18 protein-coding genes are annotated in these 16083 nt (G+C 72.1%); 8 read left to right on the top strand and 10 right to left on the bottom strand.

Annotated elements, in window-relative coordinates:
- Positions 1-372, top strand: a 372-nt coding sequence (locus EUA93_RS20730; protein WP_165355252.1) for an HNH endonuclease signature motif containing protein, incomplete at its 5' end; no start/stop codon positions are given.
- Positions 373-378: 6 nt separating this feature from the next.
- Here the strand turns inward: EUA93_RS20730 and EUA93_RS20725 are convergent.
- Complete coding sequence (locus EUA93_RS20725; protein WP_129402232.1) at positions 379-1305, bottom strand: helix-turn-helix transcriptional regulator; 927 nt, start codon at positions 1303-1305, stop codon at positions 379-381.
- A 148-nt stretch (positions 1306-1453) separates the two neighbouring features.
- Between EUA93_RS20725 and EUA93_RS20720 the strand changes: the two genes are divergently transcribed.
- The 3 genes from EUA93_RS20720 to EUA93_RS20710 all read left to right on the top strand — a co-directional run bounded on the left by EUA93_RS20720 (position 1454) and on the right by EUA93_RS20710 (position 5197).
- A complete protein-coding gene (locus EUA93_RS20720; protein WP_129402231.1) occupies positions 1454-2437 on the top strand; it encodes an aldo/keto reductase in 984 nt (327 codons plus the stop codon).
- Between the two features lie 949 nt (positions 2438-3386).
- The gene (locus tag EUA93_RS20715) at positions 3387-4559 is read left to right on the top strand and encodes a sensor histidine kinase (protein WP_129402230.1); all 1173 of its coding nucleotides are present in this window, start codon (positions 3387-3389) and stop codon (positions 4557-4559) included.
- Positions 4556-5197 (top strand): response regulator, encoded by a 642-nt coding sequence (locus EUA93_RS20710; RefSeq protein WP_129402229.1) that lies wholly within the window; start codon positions 4556-4558, stop codon positions 5195-5197. Before EUA93_RS20715 ends, EUA93_RS20710 begins: the two co-directional genes overlap by 4 nt.
- A 31-nt stretch (positions 5198-5228) precedes the next feature.
- Here the strand turns inward: EUA93_RS20710 and EUA93_RS20705 are convergent, their stop codons facing one another.
- Positions 5229-6353: a CDP-glycerol glycerophosphotransferase family protein gene (locus tag EUA93_RS20705; protein WP_129402228.1), complete on the bottom strand. Its 1125-nt coding sequence runs from the start codon at positions 6351-6353 to the stop codon at positions 5229-5231.
- A gap of 365 nt (positions 6354-6718) precedes the next feature.
- Here EUA93_RS20705 and EUA93_RS22130 point away from each other — a divergent pair, with 365 nt between their 5' ends.
- Together EUA93_RS22130 and EUA93_RS20695 are read left to right on the top strand one after the other, a co-directional pair.
- Positions 6719-7528 carry a resuscitation-promoting factor gene (locus tag EUA93_RS22130; protein ID WP_242497554.1) on the top strand — a complete coding sequence of 270 codons (810 nt, stop codon included), beginning with the start codon at positions 6719-6721 and terminating at the stop codon, positions 7526-7528.
- A gap of 87 nt (positions 7529-7615) precedes the next feature.
- A complete protein-coding gene (locus EUA93_RS20695; RefSeq protein WP_129402227.1) occupies positions 7616-8458 on the top strand; it encodes an SDR family NAD(P)-dependent oxidoreductase in 843 nt (280 codons plus the stop codon).
- A gap of 11 nt (positions 8459-8469) precedes the next feature.
- Here EUA93_RS20695 and EUA93_RS20690 read toward each other — a convergent pair whose 3' ends face one another.
- Both EUA93_RS20690 and EUA93_RS20685 read right to left on the bottom strand, forming a co-directional pair.
- Positions 8470-8940: a tRNA (cytidine(34)-2'-O)-methyltransferase gene (locus EUA93_RS20690; RefSeq protein WP_129402226.1), complete on the bottom strand. Its 471-nt coding sequence runs from the start codon at positions 8938-8940 to the stop codon at positions 8470-8472.
- Between the two features lie 7 nt (positions 8941-8947).
- Entirely contained in the window at positions 8948-9814 is an 867-nt protein-coding gene (locus tag EUA93_RS20685; protein WP_129402225.1) for a tryptophan 2,3-dioxygenase, read from the bottom strand.
- A 41-nt stretch (positions 9815-9855) separates the two neighbouring features.
- On the opposite strand from EUA93_RS20685, the gene EUA93_RS20680 reads away from it, so the two are divergent.
- A complete protein-coding gene (locus tag EUA93_RS20680) occupies positions 9856-10785 on the top strand; it encodes a DNA-3-methyladenine glycosylase family protein (protein ID WP_129402224.1) in 930 nt (309 codons plus the stop codon).
- A 5-nt stretch (positions 10786-10790) separates the two neighbouring features.
- Here the strand turns inward: EUA93_RS20680 and EUA93_RS20675 are convergent, their stop codons facing one another.
- From EUA93_RS20675 to EUA93_RS20660, 4 genes are read right to left on the bottom strand one after another with little or no spacing between them, the layout of a single operon-like run.
- Positions 10791-11009 (bottom strand): hypothetical protein, encoded by a 219-nt coding sequence (locus tag EUA93_RS20675; protein WP_129402223.1) that lies wholly within the window; start codon positions 11007-11009, stop codon positions 10791-10793.
- A gap of 6 nt (positions 11010-11015) precedes the next feature.
- The gene (locus tag EUA93_RS20670) at positions 11016-12245 is read right to left on the bottom strand and encodes an MFS transporter (RefSeq protein WP_129402222.1); all 1230 of its coding nucleotides are present in this window, start codon (positions 12243-12245) and stop codon (positions 11016-11018) included.
- Positions 12242-13486 (bottom strand): phospholipase D-like domain-containing protein, encoded by a 1245-nt coding sequence (locus EUA93_RS20665; RefSeq protein ID WP_242497553.1) that lies wholly within the window; start codon positions 13484-13486, stop codon positions 12242-12244. The genes EUA93_RS20670 and EUA93_RS20665 overlap by 4 nt, the downstream gene beginning before the upstream one ends.
- 37 nt (positions 13487-13523) lie before the next feature.
- Positions 13524-13745 (bottom strand): hypothetical protein, encoded by a 222-nt coding sequence (locus EUA93_RS20660; protein ID WP_129402221.1) that lies wholly within the window; start codon positions 13743-13745, stop codon positions 13524-13526.
- Between the two features lie 59 nt (positions 13746-13804).
- On the opposite strand from EUA93_RS20660, the gene EUA93_RS20655 reads away from it, so the two are divergent.
- Positions 13805-14389, top strand: a complete 585-nt coding sequence (locus EUA93_RS20655) for a dihydrofolate reductase family protein (RefSeq protein ID WP_129402220.1) — start codon at positions 13805-13807, stop codon at positions 14387-14389.
- Positions 14390-14393: 4 nt separating this feature from the next.
- Here EUA93_RS20655 and EUA93_RS20650 read toward each other — a convergent pair whose 3' ends face one another.
- Complete coding sequence (locus tag EUA93_RS20650) at positions 14394-15212, bottom strand: hypothetical protein (RefSeq protein WP_207208880.1); 819 nt, start codon at positions 15210-15212, stop codon at positions 14394-14396.
- 19 nt (positions 15213-15231) lie between these two features.
- Entirely contained in the window at positions 15232-16041 is an 810-nt protein-coding gene (locus EUA93_RS20645) for an META domain-containing protein (RefSeq protein ID WP_129402219.1), read from the bottom strand.
- Positions 16042-16083 lie beyond the last annotated feature (42 nt).

Raw genomic sequence — 16083 nt, 5'->3', positions numbered from 1 at the left:
ACCGCGCTGCTCGACGACGGCACCCGGATGTCGGCCGGGCAGGCGCGACGGTTGGCGTGCGAGGCCGGGATCATCCCGGCCGTCCTCGGCTCCACGTCGGTGCCGCTGGATCTGGGTCGCACTCGTCGGCTGCACTCGAAGGCCCAGCGGATCGCGCTGGGCCTGAGGGACGGCGGCTGCACTGCCCGCGGCTGCGAGACGTCAGCGTCGGGGTGTCATGCCCACCACGACGACCCCTGGTCCAGAGGCGGGCCCACGGACCTGACCAACGGTCGGTTGCTGTGCCCGCGACACCACCGGTTGGCGCACAGCAGCCGGTACGTGGTGACCATCCACGCCGACAACACCGTCACCTACGTGATGAGGACGTGAGCCGGGTCAACGGGGGTCGTCCGCGCGATGCACCGGACTCGCGGGCGAGGGTCCGACGCCGGTCGCGGCCCAGTTGGCGAGGATGACGAGCGCGTCGTGGGAGGCGCTGCCCGGTTCGGGCAGGTAGGTGACCAGGCTGGTGGTGGACCCGGCCTCGAGGGGCAGGGACTCGAAGGGCAGGTCGAGGTCGCCGACGACGGGATGTCGGAGCTTCTTGACGCCCGTGCTGTGGATGCGGACGTCGTGGGCGGCCCACCGGGTCCGGAAGTCCTCGCTGCGCATGGACAGCTCACCCACCAGTGCCGACAGACGGCGGTCGTAGGGATCCCGCCCGGCTTCCGCACGCAGGAGCGCGACGGTGTCGTTGGCCACGACCTCCCACTCGCGGAACAGTGCCGGTGCTCGGGGGTCGAGGAAGACGAGACGGGCGCTGTTCACCGGTTCGTCGGTGTCGTAGAACGGGTGGAACAACGCCCGGCCGAGCCCGTTGGTGGCGAGCACGTCGAGTCGTCCGCTGAGAACGACGGCCGGCACGGTCGGCATGCCGTCGAGCAGGACCTGCACCGTGGGCCGGACCCGGTCGACGCTCGGGCGGGGTCGCCGCGCTGCGCGGTTCGGCGTGCCCGCGGTGCGGAACAGGTCGAGCAGGTGCGCCCGCTCGGCGTCGTCGAGGCGCAGCGCGTGCGCGATGCCGTCGATCACGCCCTCCGACACGCCTGTCGCGTTGCCGCGCTCCAGGCGCACGTAGTACTGCGGAGACACCCCGACAAGTAGTGCGGTCTCCTCCCGGCGGAGCCCCGGGACCCGGCGCCGATCGCCGCCGTAGGACGGAAGGCCCGCCTGCTCCGGGGTGATCCTGGCCCGACGGGTGCTGAGGAACTCCCGGATCTCTGCGCGAGCAGCGTCGCGTGGGGACGGTCCGGGTGCGGTCATGCGACCACTGTACGAACGCGACCGCCGACGTGGGGGTCACTGCCGGTGACCCCCACACCAAGGACTCCCGCCACCCGGCCGACGCTGGTTGTGTCGTCCCCGGCGGCGCTCAGGGCCTGCCACCGACTGCATCCAGGAAAGAAGTCTGATGAAGAACGCACACCTCGGCGACCTCGTGGTCTCCCGCATCGGCCTCGGCGCGATGACCATGGCCGGCACCTACACCACCGGCGGTCCGCTCGACGACTCCGAGTCCGTCCGCGCCATCCACCGCGCCCTCGACCTCGGCGTCACGCACATCGACACCGCCGAGGTGTACGGGCCGTTCCACAGCGAGGAGCTCGTCGGACGCGCCGTCAAGGGCCGCCGTGACGACGTCGTCATCGCGACGAAGTTCGGCCTCGTGCAGCACCGCGGCGACACCCGGGGCTTCGGCGTCGACAGCAGTCCCGCCAACGTCCGCGCCGCCGTCGAAGGGTCCCTGCGACGTCTCGGCACCGACCACATCGACCTCTGCTACCAGCACCGAGTCGACCCCCACACGCCCATCGAGGAGACAGCAGGGGCGGTCGCCGACCTCGTGGCCGAGGGCAAGGTCCGACACTTCGGGCTCTCCGAGGCCGCGCCGGCCACGATCCGCCGCGCCCACGCCGTACACCCCGTCACCGCCCTGCAGACCGAGTACTCGCTGTGGACCCGCGACGTCGAGGACGAGATCCTGCCCCTCCTGCGTGAGCTCGGCATCGGCTTCGTGCCGTACTCACCCCTGGGTCACGGGCTGCTCACCGGGCAGATCCGCACCGTCGACGACTTCGGCGACGACGACTGGCGCAAGACCAACCCCCGCTTCACCGGCGACAACTTCCAGCGCAACCTCGCCCTCGTCGACGAGGTCACCGCGATCGGTGCCGAGATCGGTGCCACCCCGGCCCAGACCGCGCTGGCCTGGCTCCTCACCCGGGGCGACGACATCGCCCCCATCCCGGGCACCCGCCGCCTCGCGCGCGTCGAGGAGAACACCGCGGCGACGGACGTCGTCCTCAGCGACGACCAGGTCCAGCGGCTCGAGGCGCTCGAGCCGGCCGCCGGCGAGCGGCACGACGAGACCAACATGGCGTCCATCGACCGCTGACTCCCGTCCCGCCCAGATCGCCCAGGCGAGGAACCCGGCGGCCGCGTAGGCCAGTGCGAGCAGCAGGTTGAGCCGGTCCCGGTCGGCTCCGGTCACCATGCTGAAGAAGAAGGCGTTGCCGAAGGCGTTGAGGGTGGCGTGCCAGACGGCGGCGAGCGACCAGGCGGCGTTGCTGACCTGCATCATCACGAGGACGGCGAGCTGGAAGCCCGCGTTGCCGAGTACGCCGACCACGACCGGCATGTCGCCGGTGAGCATCAGCGGGAAGTGCCACAGGATCCGCAGCGAGGCCAGCACGACGAACGCCCCGACCAGACCGTGGCGACGCAACAGGATCGGTGCGGCGAACGCCGTCCAGCCGGCTTCCTCCCCGAGGCCGACCATCACCAGCATGACCAGGAAGGTCACCGGGACCTCCGGCCAGGCACCGAGCTGGACGGTCGTCGGCAGCGGAGCGCCGAGGGTGTGGTTGACCAGCACGATCGCCACGTGCAGCAGGATCGGCGCCCCGAAGGCGACGAGGTAGAGCAGGGGCGAGGCGGCCCACGACCTCAGGAGCCGTCCCCAGGCGCGAAGGTCGGAGCGACCCTGGCAGGAGGTGACGACCAGGGCTGCGATGACCGGCCCGAGGGGCATGTTCTCGGGATTCGAACCGAGGCCGCCGGCCGCCAGGACGTAGGGCAGCCAGCCGAACAGGCAGGCGAGCGCGGCGAAGGACCAGAGCGGGTGCTGGCGGACGAGCTGGGCGGGCGTGGGCATCGGGGTCTCCGTGGATCGTCGGGGTCGAGCACCGCGGATCGGCGTCGGGTCCCACGGTGTCGCGGACCGGGCGCCGGCGGATCGCGCGGAGGTCTCGACGTGGAGCGGCACCCGGGACCCGGTCCGGCAGGGGGATCTCGGTCTGCAGACCGATGAGCCGGTCCGGGCCGAGCCCTACGGTGGGAGCACCATGCGCCTCGCCCTCGACTCCGCCCTCGCTGCCGTGTGCCTGGCGGTCACGCTCGTCATCCACCTGGGCGGGTCCGAGGCGGTGGAGGCGAACCGCGCCCCCGACGCCCTCACGGTGCTGCTGACCGTGGTGGCCGTCGGGTCCATCGCACTGCGCCGGCGCTACCCGCTGGCTGTCGTGGTCACCTCGCTGGCAGGCGTCCTGGGTCTGGTGCTCGTCCGGGGTGCCGTGGGTACGGCGACGATCGGTCCGATGATCGCCGCCTACACCGCGGTGGCCTGGGGCACCTCCTCGCACGCCAGGCAGTCGGTCGGTGTCGTCGTCGCCGCGCTGCTGCTGACGGGGGTGATGGACCCGGTGGACCTCAGCCCGGCCGGCGCGTTGCTCAACGGTGCCGCCTTCGCGGGCGTGGTCCTGCTCGGCACCACCAGCCGTGCGCGCCGGGAGCGTGCCGACGCAGCCGTCCAGACCGCCGAGCAGCGCGTCACCGTGGAACGCGAACGAGCCAACGCCGAGCGTGAGCGCTCGGCACGGGCCGCGACCGAGGAGCGGCTGCGGATCACGCGCGAGCTGCACGACGTGCTCGGCCACGCGATGAGCGTGATGGTCGTCCAGGCCGGTGCCGCCGGGCGGTTGCTCGACGCCGACGACGCCGTACGCGCCCGGACGGCGGTCGCCGAGATCGAGCGAACCGGCCGACGGTCGATGGCCGAGATGCGTCAGCTGCTCGGAGTCCTGCGCGACGACGAGCCCGGAGACGGAGCGTCCCCCCGGTCACCGGCGCCCACCCTGACCGACATGGCAGCCCTCGCCCGGAGGGTCGGTGAGGCCGGGCTGCCGACCACGCTGACCGTCTCGGGAGACCCGGACGCCGTGCCGGCGGGCGTGGGGCTCGCGGCCTACCGGATCGTGCAGGAGGCGCTGACCAACAGCCTCAAGCACTCGGGCGCCGGGTCCGCCACGGTGGCGGTCAGCTGCGAGCCGTCGGGCCTGAGGATCGAGGTCGCCGACGACGGGCACGGCACTCGCGAGGGCCGTCCGACCGGCCAGGGCGGTCACGGACTGGCCGGGATGCGCGAGCGCGTCGCCATCTACGGCGGCGACCTGGTGCTCGACTCGTCGTCCGCCGGGTTCCGCGTCCGCGCGACCTTCCCCGCAGCCGAGCCCGCATGATCCGCGTGGTCGTCGCCGACGACCAGGCGCTCGTCCGCTCCGGGTTCTCGCTGATCCTCGGTGCGGAGGACGACATCGAGGTCGTCGCCGAGGCCGTCGACGGTGCGAGCGCGCTCGCGGCAGCCCGGGAGCACCTGCCGGACGTGGTGCTGATGGACATCCGGATGCCGGGGATGGACGGGATCGAGGCGACGGGCCACCTCACCACCAGTCCGCGCACCGCGAACGTCAAGGTGCTGGTGCTGACGACGTTCAGCGCCGACGACTACGTCGTCGCGGCCCTCCGTGCGGGTGCCAGCGGGTTCGTCCTCAAGGACACCGAGCCCGCCGAGCTGGCCCGGGCCGTGCGAGTGGTCGCGGCGGGCGACGCGCTGCTCGCGCCCGAGGTCACCCGGCAGATGCTCGTCCGGTTCGCCCAGGCCGAACGCGAGCTGATCACGCTGCCCGACCTGACCCAACGCGAGCACGAGGTCCTGGTCGCCGTCGCGCTCGGGCTCTCCAACCGGGAGATCGCCGACCGGCTGGTGGTCAGCTACTCGACGGTGAAGACCCACGTCAGCCACCTGCTCACCAAGCTCGGGGTGCGCGACCGGGCCCAGCTCGTCATGCTCGCGCACCGTGCCGGACTCGGCGGCTGAGCCCTCCGGCGACGGAGGACGGCCGCGCTGCTCAGGCGGTGATCGCGGTGTCGCCGCCAGTGACCAGACGGTCGCGGAGCGCGACCAGGTCGGACACCGAGGTCAGGAACCGGCCCGTGCTGTCGCCGACCTGGAGGTCGTCGAAGTAGTGGTGCCTCATGGACAGGCGGCCCATCCTGAGCTCGTCGTGGTCGAGCCGCTCGGCGAGGAACTCGGTCAGGCCCCCGATGCTCTCGAGGTCGACGATGTCGGCGCAGCGGCTGATCGGCGCCTGGTGCCGCAGGGACGCTGCGTCGCCCAGCGGGTCGGTGACGAAGATCGGCTTGTCGGTGTGGAGGTAGAGCCAGTCGAGGCCGACGGACGACACGTCGGTGACCATGGCGTCGCAGCCGGGCATCACGGCGAGGATGTCGCCGGTCAGGACCGCGGTGTGGCCGGCGCCGGGGTCCGCGTCCCCGATCAGCTGCAGTATTGCGAGGTGCGCCTCGGCGACCGAGGGGGTGAGGCTGGTGGTGACCTTGGGGTGCGGCTTGTAGACGAGCCGGACGTCCGGGACGTCGAGGATCGCCCCGACGATCGACTGCCCGAGCGCGACGATCGAGGTGTAGTCGTTGTAGTCGGCGTCGCCCTCCCAGGTGGGGGCGTACATCACGGTACGTCGGGAGCTGGGCGCGAGGAGCGGCGTCCGGGGCAGGTCGAGCTGCGGGCGCCCGACCCGCACCAGCTTGCTCGCGTCGAAGTCGAGCAGCCCGGCGACGTACCTCTCCACGGCGGCGTCGCCGGCGACGAACACCCGGTCGTAGGCCTTGGCGTTGTTGCTCGCCATGGACTGCTTGTCGCTCTCGCCGTGGTTGACGTGGACGTGCAGCATCCGGCTGTCGACGAGCGACTCGAAGTTGAGCGGCGAGTTGTTGCAGTAGAGGACGACGGCCGCGTCGAGGTCGGCGTAGGTCTCGGTGAGGTCGGCGAACGTCTCGGCCACGTGGACCGGCAGGCGGGTCCGGGCCCCGATGACGTCCGCCGAGTCGGGGTCGCGCAGGACCAGGCCGACGGGGTGGACCCCGTCGAGGATCTCGAGCACCTCGAGCCACTGCACGAGCTGGTAGGTCCGCGTCGGGTCGCCGGCGAAGTAGGCGAGCACGCGGACGTCGTTCATGACCAGATCCTAGTTGGCCGCCTCGTGTCGTCGTGAGGGGATGCCGTTCGTCGTCATGCCGAGGGGCGGCCACCGGGCGGGCAGGCCGTGGACGCACGCGGGGTCGCGGAGGAGGTCATCCGGCGGATGGGGCTCGACGAGGCGGTCGGGCGGGGTGCACCCGACCTCCGGAGCGCCTGAGGCCACGGACCGGATTCGACATGCCCCACCGGAAATGTTCTGGTGGTCGTGCCGCAGGCAGTGCCCTCGCCATGGACGAGGCGCCTCCCATCGCGAGGTGAACGTGCGCCGCGGCCTCGACGCCTGACGAGACGGCGTCGCGTCCGAGCGCCACCCCGGCGCGCAACCAGTGAGGTCTGAAGCACGTGCGTGCCACCACCACACCCACCCTGTTCGTACGCCCGCGGGTCGCGGCCGGCATCGCCGCCGTTGCGCTCTCGCTGTCCCTCGTGCCCGGCAGCGCCGATGCGCAGCCCGCGAGGGAGCAGGCACCCGTCGACGTGAGCCTTGAGGTCGCCGACCAGCCGCCGGTCGACGTCGCGACCGTCCAGAAGGTGTGGCCGACCAGGCTGCTCGAGGCGCACGGCGTGCCCGTGAGCGACCAGGACCTCGTCGCCGTCGTCCGCGACGGGCGCACGGTGTCCGGGCCGAGCAAGCGGCTGCGGGAGGGCGACGTCGTACGCCTGACGCAGGTCGTGAAGGAGCGCAAGGTCAAGCGGGTGAAGGTCCGCAAGGGCACCGTCGAGGTGTTCACGACCACGATGAAGCCCGGCAAGCGCAAGGTCGTCAGCACCGGTCGCGCCGGTGTGCGCAAGGTCGTGGCGGTGAGGACGCTCCACAACGGCGACCCCGTGAAGTACCGCGTGGTCGAGAAGAGGGTCGTCAAGGAGCCGCGCCCGCGGCGCGTGCTCGTGGGCCGGGAGGCCTGGTCGGTGCCCGGTGCGGACGGGCTCAACTGGGGAGCGCTCGCGGGCTGCGAGTCCGGCGGCAACCCGCGGGCCGTGAACCCGGCCGGCTACTACGGGCTCTACCAGTTCGACATCGGCACCTGGCGGAGCGTCGGCGGCACGGGCGTCCCCACGTCGGCCTCCGCCGCCGAGCAGACCTACCGCGCCAAGCTGCTCTACCAGCAGCGCGGACGCTCGCCGTGGCCGAGCTGCGGCCGCCTGCTCTGACGCGCGTACGGCGATGCGCCGGGGAGGGGCCGGTTCGATGCCCCCGCCCGGGGACCCCTGCTGCGGGGCCCGACCTAGGCTCGGGGGATGAGTGATCAGACGATGGTCGGCCGCACGGTCCTGGTGACCGGGGCGAGCGATGGAATCGGTGCCGAGACCGCGCGGGTGCTGGCCGGGCGGGGTGCGACGGTCCACGTGACCGGACGGTCCCTCGACAAGCTGCGACCCGTGGCCGAGGAGGTGGGCACCGAGCCCCTCGCCGCTGACTTCTCGCGGCTGGACGACGTCCGGCGGCTCGCCGCGCAGGTCGCCGAGCGCGTCGACGGACTCGACGTGCTGATGAACAACGCCGGAGGCACGTTCGCGCCGTCGAAGCGGACCCACGACGGCCACGAGCCGAACTTCCAGGTCAACCATCTCGCACCGTTCCTGCTCACCAGCCTGCTCCACCCTCAGCTGGCGGCACGTGATGCGTCGCTCGTCGTGAACACCTCCAGCATCGGCAACCTGGCGGGCAGGATCGTCCTCGACGACCTCGACTACGAGCATCGCCGGGCGCGCGAGCTCACGGCCTACGGCACCGGCAAGCTGATGAACATCCTCTTCACCCGCGGCATCGCGGAGCGGTGGTCCGGAGACGGCGTGGTCTCGGTCGCCGTCCACCCCGGTCCGGTCGGGAGCTCGTTCGGCCGCGACTCGTGGTTCGTCGGTCTCGTCTACCGCTCGCCGCTCAAGCGGTTCGCCACGATCAGCGTGCCCGACGGCGCGGCACCCCTGATCGCCCTGGCCGAGCGCGGGCCCAGCCCGGACGTCAACGGTCGCTACTTCAGCCGCTTCCAGCCCGACGGTCGCGAGAACAAGCAGGCCAGCGACCGTGGCCTCATCGACGGCCTCTGGGAACGATCCTCCGCGGTCGTGGGGCTCACCTGAGCCCACCGGCCCTACTGCGCGCCCGGGAACCCCCGTTGCCGCCACGCCTCGTACGTCGCCACGGCGGCGGAGTTCGACAGGTTGAGGGATCGGCGCCCGGCCATCATCGGGATGCGGAGCCGGTCGGTCACCCGCTCGTGGTCCAGCACCGCGGGGGAAAGCCCGGTCGGCTCGGGTCCGAAGAGGAGGACGTCGTCGGGGTGGTAGTCGACGTCGGTGTGCCAGCGGGTCGCGTGGGCGGTGAACGCGTAGACCCGTGAGCCGGCCAGCTCAGGACTGGACAGCGCCGCGTCGAGATCGGCGTGGACCGACACCGACGCGAGGTCGTGGTAGTCGAGCCCGGCGCGCCTCAGCCTGGGCTCGGACAGGTCGAAGCCGAGCGGCTCGACGAGGTGCAGGGTGGCGCCGGTCGCGGCCACCATCCGGATCGCGTTGCCCGTGTTGGGCGGGATCCGGGGCTCGAGGAACATCACGTGGATCACGTCGACCTCACTGCCCGATGCGCGTGCGCACTTCGTAGAGCTCGGGGAAGAACGTGAGCGAGAGCGCGCGGCGGAGGAAGTCGACGCCGGACGAGCCACCGGTGCCGACCTTGTGGCCGATGACGCGCTGGACGACCTGGAGGTGGCGGAAGCGCCACTGCTGGAAGGCGTCCTCGATGTCGACGAGCTCCTCGCAGGTCTCGTAGACGCCCCAGTGCTCGGCGGGGGCGGCGTACACCGTGGCGAAGACGTCCACGAGGTCGGGATCGCTCGTGTGTGGCAGCGACCAGTCGCGGTCGAGCAGGCGCGCCGGGACGTCGTACCCCTGGCGTGCGAGGTGCGCGAGGAACTCGTCGTAGAGCGACGGCTCGTGCAGCAGCTCCTCCAGCGCGGAGCGGGTGGCCGAGTCGTGCGCGAAGACGTCGACCATGTCGGCGTTCTTGTTGCCGAGGAGGAACTCGACCTCGCGGTACTGCGCGGACTGGAAGCCCGAGCTCGTGGCGAGGAACGGGCGGATCTCGGCGTACTCCGACGGGGTCAGCGTCGCGAGGACGGACCACTGGTCGGTGAGCGTGTGCTGGATGTGCTTGATCCGCGCCATCCGCTTGAGCGCGGGGGAGAGGTCGTCGGTGCGCAGCAGGGCGCGCGCGGAGCGCAGCTCGTGGAGCAGCAGCTTGAGCCACAGCTCGCTCGTCTGGTGCTGCACGATGAAGAGCAGCTCGTCGTGCTGCGGCGGGTCCGACAGGGGCTGCTGGGCCGAGAGCAGCACGTCGAGGCGGAGGTAGTCGCCGTAGGACATGGAGCGCGAGAAGTCCTGCTGGATGCCGGCCTCGAGGTCGCGCTTGTTCGGGGTGCCGCCGGTGGTTTCTGCCATGCCCCGCAAGGTAGTCGGTGGCCTCGTCTACCGTCGCTTCCATGGCCACCCCCGTCGAGCGGACCCGCACCTGGGTGCCCGACTGGCCGTGCGCGGTCGGGCAGGTGCTGCGCCCGCAGCGACGCGGGGCCGGCGACCCGACCCAGCGCCACGAGGAGTCCGGTCGGGTCTGGCGGGCGATGCGGACGCCGACGGGACCGGCCTCCCTGTGCCTCGACGCCCGGCCGTCGAGCGGCGAGGTGCTGGCCCGCGCGTGGGGGCCGGGGGCCGAGTGGGCGCTCGACCGGGTCCCCGCGCTCCTCGGCGCCGACGACGACCCGACCGGCTTCGAGCCACACCATCCGCAGGTGGCCGAGGGGCTCAAGCGCCACCCCCACTGGCGCATCGGCGGCACCGGTCTCGTGATGGAGGCCCTGGTCCCGTCGATCCTCGAGCAGAAGGTGACCGGCAAGCAGGCGTTCGGCTCCTTTCGCGAGCTCGTCCGCCGTCATGGCGAGCCTGCCCCCGGACCCGTCGCGCCGCTGCGGCTGATGCTGCAGCCCACGCCCGAGGTGATCGCGGCGATCCCGTCGTGGGAGTGGCTCAAGCTCGGCGTGCAGCCCGCGCAGTCGCGCACCATGGTCACCGCCTGCCGCCTCGCGAGCTCGCTCGAGCGGGTCGGCCAGGTCACGGGCGAGGAGGCCGACAAGCGGCTGCGCACCGTGCGCGGGATCGGCGTGTGGACCAGCGCCGAGGTCCGCCAGCGCGCGCTCGGGGATGCCGACGCGGTGAGCTTCGGCGACTACCACCTCGCCAACTGGGTCGGCTGGGCGCTGCTCGGCCACGACATCAGCGACGACGAGATGGCCGAGCTCCTCGAGCCCTACCGGCCCCAGCGCGGCCGGGCCGCGATGCTCGCGATCGCCGGTGGCCGTTCGCGTCCGCGCCGGGGACCGCGGATGAGCATCCCCACCCACCTCCCGGCCCGCTGAGCGGCTCAGGCCTCGCCGCCGACCCGCTTCCCGTGGCGGTCCATCCGGCAGCCGCAGGCCCGGCAGGTCCAGCCGCCCTTCATCGCCTGGGCGCCGCTGTCGGGCCAGCGGATGCGGGCGACCCGCTCGCCGCACTCGGGACAGTCCGGCACCGGCTTGGCGACGCCCAGCAGGAGCACGACGACGCCGGCGGTCGCCATGCCGGCGAGGATCGAGGTCAGCATGGCGAGTCAGGCTAGCTCGGGCGGGGGCGCGCCGGTGAGTCGCAGGTCGGTGAGCACGCGCCGGGTGAGGGCGAAGCAGGCGACCAGCACGGCGACGACGAAGAAGCCGATCTCGACACCGGTCGCCCCGAAGGCACCGACGAGCGGGCCGACGGCGATCTGGCCGACGGGTGTCGCGACGAAGGAGAAGAACCCGTCGATCGCCATGATCCGCGACAGCATCGCCTCGGGCACCTTCTCCTGCACGAGGAGGTTCCACGACAGGTCGAGCAGGCTCAGCGCCGCGCCGGCGATGAAGAAGGCGAGCGCGAGGAGCCAGATCTCGACGCGGGTGCCGAGCACCAGGAGCGGGACGCACCAGAGGACGAAGGCGATCATGATCGCCTTCATCGGCCGGGTGAGCCTCGCCTTCGCGAGGAAGAACGCGGCGACGAAGATGCCGACGGCCTGGGCGGAGGTGGCCAGGCCCCACCCCTGGCTGCCGATGGTGTCGTTGGCGATCACCGGGCCCAGCACGTTGACCCCTCCGCTCACCAGCGCGTTGAACACGAGGGCGCACGAGGCGCCCGGGATGACCCAGCCGAGCTTGCGCGCGAAGGCCCAACCGGCCGCGAAGTCACCGAGGACGCTCGCCTTGGCGGTGCTGCGGTCGCCCGGTGGCAGGCGTACGAGCACGAGCAGCGACGCGGCGATGAGGTACGACGACGCGTCGATCGCGAGTGCCCACCCCGGTCCGGCCGTCGCGACGAGGACGCCCGAGAGAGCGGGCCCGACGATGCTGACGGCGCTCGTGGCCTGGCCGATCAGCAGGAACGCCGACTGGCGCTCCTCGGCCGGCAGCAGGATCGGGACCATGCCGAGGAACGCCGGGTAGCTGACGGCGAACACCACGCCGGCCACGGCCTGGAGCACGATGAGGTGCCAGATCTCGGCACGGCCCGTGACGACGAGCAGCGCGGTGATCGACTGGGCGACGCCCTGGACGTAGTTGCAGCCACGCAGCACGACGGCCCGCGGGAGCCGGTCGGCGATCGCGCCACCGAGCAGCATGAACACGACCATCGGGATGCTCGACGCGGCCACCACCCAGCCGAGGGCCGAGGCCGAGTCGTCGATCTCGAGCACGGCGAAGGCGAGCGCCACGCCGGCCATCGACCCGCCGAGCCGGTTGATGACCTGCCCGATGAAGAACCAGCGGAAGTTGGCCGTCGCCAGGGGCGAGAGGCGACCGCTCACAGGAACGGGCGGAGCGGCGCCAGGAAGCTCTCGGTGAACTTCCGGTTGAGGTCACGCGCCTCCCACTCGTCCAGGGTGAGCTCGAGGCAGTTGGACTCGTCGGTGCGGAAGACCTTCTCCATCACCTCGGCGAAGTCGGGGTCGATCACCTCGAGGTTGATCTCGTAGTTGCCCTGCAGGCTCAGCCGGTCGATGTTGGCGGTGCCGACGGTCGACCAGCTGCCGTCGATCGTCGCGGTCTTCGCGTGCACCATCGCGTCCTTGAACCGCACGATCCGCACGCCCGCCCGGAGCAGCTGGCCGTAGTAGCCGCGGGAGATCCAGTCGGCCACGATGTGGTTCGACTTCAGCGGCAGCAGGATGCGTACGTCGACACCGCGCCGCGCGGCGTCGGCGACCGCGTCGACGAAGTCCTGGTCGGGCAGGAAGTAGGCCGTGGTCAGCCAGACGTTGCGGCTGGCGCGCTGGATCGCCTCGAGGTACATGCTGCGGATGGGGAACGACCACTGTCGCGGGATGTTCTTGTGGATCCGGATCTGCGGGTCCCAGTCGGACGCCGTCTCCAGCAGCAGCGGTCGCTCGTTGCGCTTGATCCGGTGGCGGCGGTTGAGGTTCCAGAAGTCGGCGAAGGCCCGCTTCATGTCCCACACGCCCGGCCCGGTGATCCGCACGTGCGTGTCGCGCCACTCGGTGGCGTAGGCCGAGCCGATGTTGTAGCCGCCGAGGAACGCGACCTCCTCGTCGACGATCAGCATCTTGCGGTGGTTGCGGCCGTAGAGACGCAGGTTCCAGAACTTCAGCCCGGCCGTCCAGACCGGGTAGCGCAGCACCTTCAACGACGGTGAGAACCGCTTGAAGGCCGGGGAGACCACGACGTTGGCGAAGCCGTCGTAGATGCAGTGGACGTCGACCCCGCGATCGGCGGCCGCGGTCAGGGCGGTCTTGAACTTCCACCCCATCTCGTCGCCCTTCCAGATGTAGGTCTCGAAGAGGATCTGCTTCTTCGCACCGTCGATCGCGGCCAGCATGTCGTCGTAGAGGTCGCGGCCGAAGGTGTAGGTGGTGATCTGCCCGCCGCCCACGGGCACGGTCTCCGGGGGTGACACGGGGAACGGCTTGGGCTTCTTGCCGCGACGGCGGTAGGAGTCGACGAGCGACAGCGCGACGGCGAGGCCCACCTGGAGGCCGAGCAGCGTGAGCAGCGCCCGGCGCAGCGTGGTCAGCAGGCGTCCGGCGGTCACGCGGACAACCTACCCAGCGATCGCCCGTGCGTGCTGCTCACTTCCTCCAGCGGCGTGGGAGGAGCGGCGCGCGCAGGACGGCGGCGGCCCGAGGTGAGAGGAGCGCCACCAGGGTGAGCCCGGCCAGGACGAGCTGGAGCACCGGGAGCCAGACGTTGCCCACGGCCAGGCCCCAGACGGCGAGCACGGTCCACGCGCCGGCGATGGCGAAGCCCCAGCGGCGTGCGGTCTCGCGGCTCGCGGCCTCGGTCCCCTCCATCCCCGCATCCTGCGACACGTGGGTGGAGGCGGCAAGCCGGTCGCTGGCAGGATCGCGGGATGCGCCGCCTCGTCTACCTCGTCGCCGTCACGCTCGACGGGTTCATCGCCGGCCCGGACGGCGGTGACCCCAGCGGCTCCGACTTCCTGCCGGTCACCCCGGACCTCGTCGAGCACCTCGTCACGCAGTGGCCCGAGACCCTGCCCGGCCCCGCCCGCGAGGCGCTCGGCGTCGAGGGTCCCGGGAAGGCCTTCGACACCGTCATCGAGGGGAGGGCGTCGTACGACATCGGGCTGGCGGCGGGACTCACCGATGCCTACCCGCACCTGCGCCACGTCGTCGTGTCCCGCACGCTGGCCGACCGGACCGACCTGCCGGTCGAGGTCGTGTCGGACGACCCGCTCGCGCGGGTGCGCGAGCTGAAGGCCGAGGACGGCGCGGACCTCTGGCTCGTCGGCGGCGGCACGCTCGCCCACTCGCTGCTGCCCGAGATCGACCGGCTCGTGCTGAAGGTCAACCCGTCGGTGATCGGCGACGGGAAGCGGCTCTTCGAGGGGCCCTTCGCCCACGCCCGCTTCGAGCCCGTCGGTCAGGTCGACCTGGCCGGTGGGGTCCGGGTCGTCACCCTCGACCGGGTGCGCTGAGACCTCAGGAGAGCCCGAGCGCCTCGTAGCGAGCGACGTCGCACGGGTCGTCGGACAGGACCCGGAAGAGCGCGGCTCGCAGCATCGCCCGGCGCGGCGCGCCGGTCCGCCACTCGTCGAGCGCCGCCACCGGGGCCCGGAGCCACAGCACGGCATCGAGCACGCAGACCGCCTCGGCCCACAGCGGCGAGCGCCAGGCGGGGGAGAAGTCGACCACGAACGGGATGCCGTCCGCGTCGAGCAGCACGTTGCCGGCGAGGTCGGCGTGGACGAGCTGCTCGCGGCCGAGGTCCGTGTCGAGGTCCGTGTCGAGGTCCGTGTCGAGGCCCGCCGCGAGCGTGCCCACCAGGTCGCGGAGGTGCGGTCGGGCGGCGGCCGCCTGCTCGGCGGTGCCGTCGTGGGTCGCCCGGTCGGCGACGGCCCACCGGTCGTCGCGCGCGTCGAGCTGGGACGGCCGCTCCGGCACGGCGGTGGCGAGGTGGGCGTGCAAGAGGTGTGCCGTGGCGCGCAGGGTCGGCAGGTCGCGGCAGTGCGTCGTACCGGGCTCGAAGCGCGTGGCCGCCCAGCCGTCCGCCGTCAGGTGGCCGTCGCGGGCCGGGACGGGGAGGGCGAGCCGCAGCGACCGCGGGACGGCCTCGTCGAGGCGCACGGCGAGTCGTGCCTGGATCGGCGCGATCCACGCCTCCGACTCGTCGTGGCCGGGGGAGAGGACGAGGTCACCGGCTCGCCAGCTCGTGCCGCGTCCGCCCGGGAGCGGCTCCAGGACGCCCTCGGCCGCGAACAGGTCGAGGACGTGGTCGGGCGGCTGTGACGGGTGGGGCACGAGGTGAGCGTAAGTCCGGTCAGAGGCGGTAGACGAGCTCGGCTCCGCTCGCCCCGTGCGCGTTCCTCACGACCAGCTCGCGATGTCCGTCCCGTTCGCGCACCTCGAGGACGAGCTCGGACATCATCGACTCGATCGCCCTCGCCCGGTCGGTGAAGTGAAGGCAGTCGCCCTTCCACCCCGATCGCATGACCGTGGGCTGTCCTCGCCACTCGGTCCAGTGCCCACGCATCGTGCGGCACCCGGAGGTCGAGGTGATCGGTCCCCCTCGTCGTCCCCTCATCTCGAGGAGCAGGGTCGGACGTGAGGTTCCCTCATCGGTCGCTCGGTGCTCGACGCCGGCGTCGTCCCTCCAGCTCGCGAGCCGCCAGGTGTGGCCGACCACCGCGGCCCGGGGCCAGGGCGCCGTCGCCGTGAACACCAGCTCGGAGCCCTTCCCGCGGAGCGTGAGCTCGTCGCCGTCACGGGCGACCGTGTCGACCTCGCCGAGCGCGGCGAGGTACGCCGACTCGAGGACGCCCAGCGACCCGTCACACCCGGCCAGGGTCTGGCTGATGCCGCCCGGGCCGGTGATCTCGAAGGCTGATCCGTCGACGTCGAAGGAGGATCCGTAGTCGTTGCAGGGCCCCTTCCCGCCGGCATCCGACCCGGCGAACGTCAGCGAGACCCGCGAGCCGGGTGGCACGGCGAGCGGATCGTCGGCGGTGCGGCCGGCCACCAGCACCCACGTGCCCTCGACGTCGACGTCCGGCCCGCCGCTGGGCGAGCACCCGACCAGGACCAGCAGGCTCGCTGTCGCCACCGCGCCGAGCACTCGTCGTACCCCCATGCCGGGAGTCTGCACACGGGGGGTCACGGGTGGGTCACGGCA

This window comes from Nocardioides oleivorans (assembly GCF_004137255.1).
Lineage (GTDB): Bacteria > Actinomycetota > Actinomycetes > Propionibacteriales > Nocardioidaceae > Nocardioides > Nocardioides oleivorans.
This window is presented reverse-complemented; position numbering and strand designations above follow the sequence as displayed.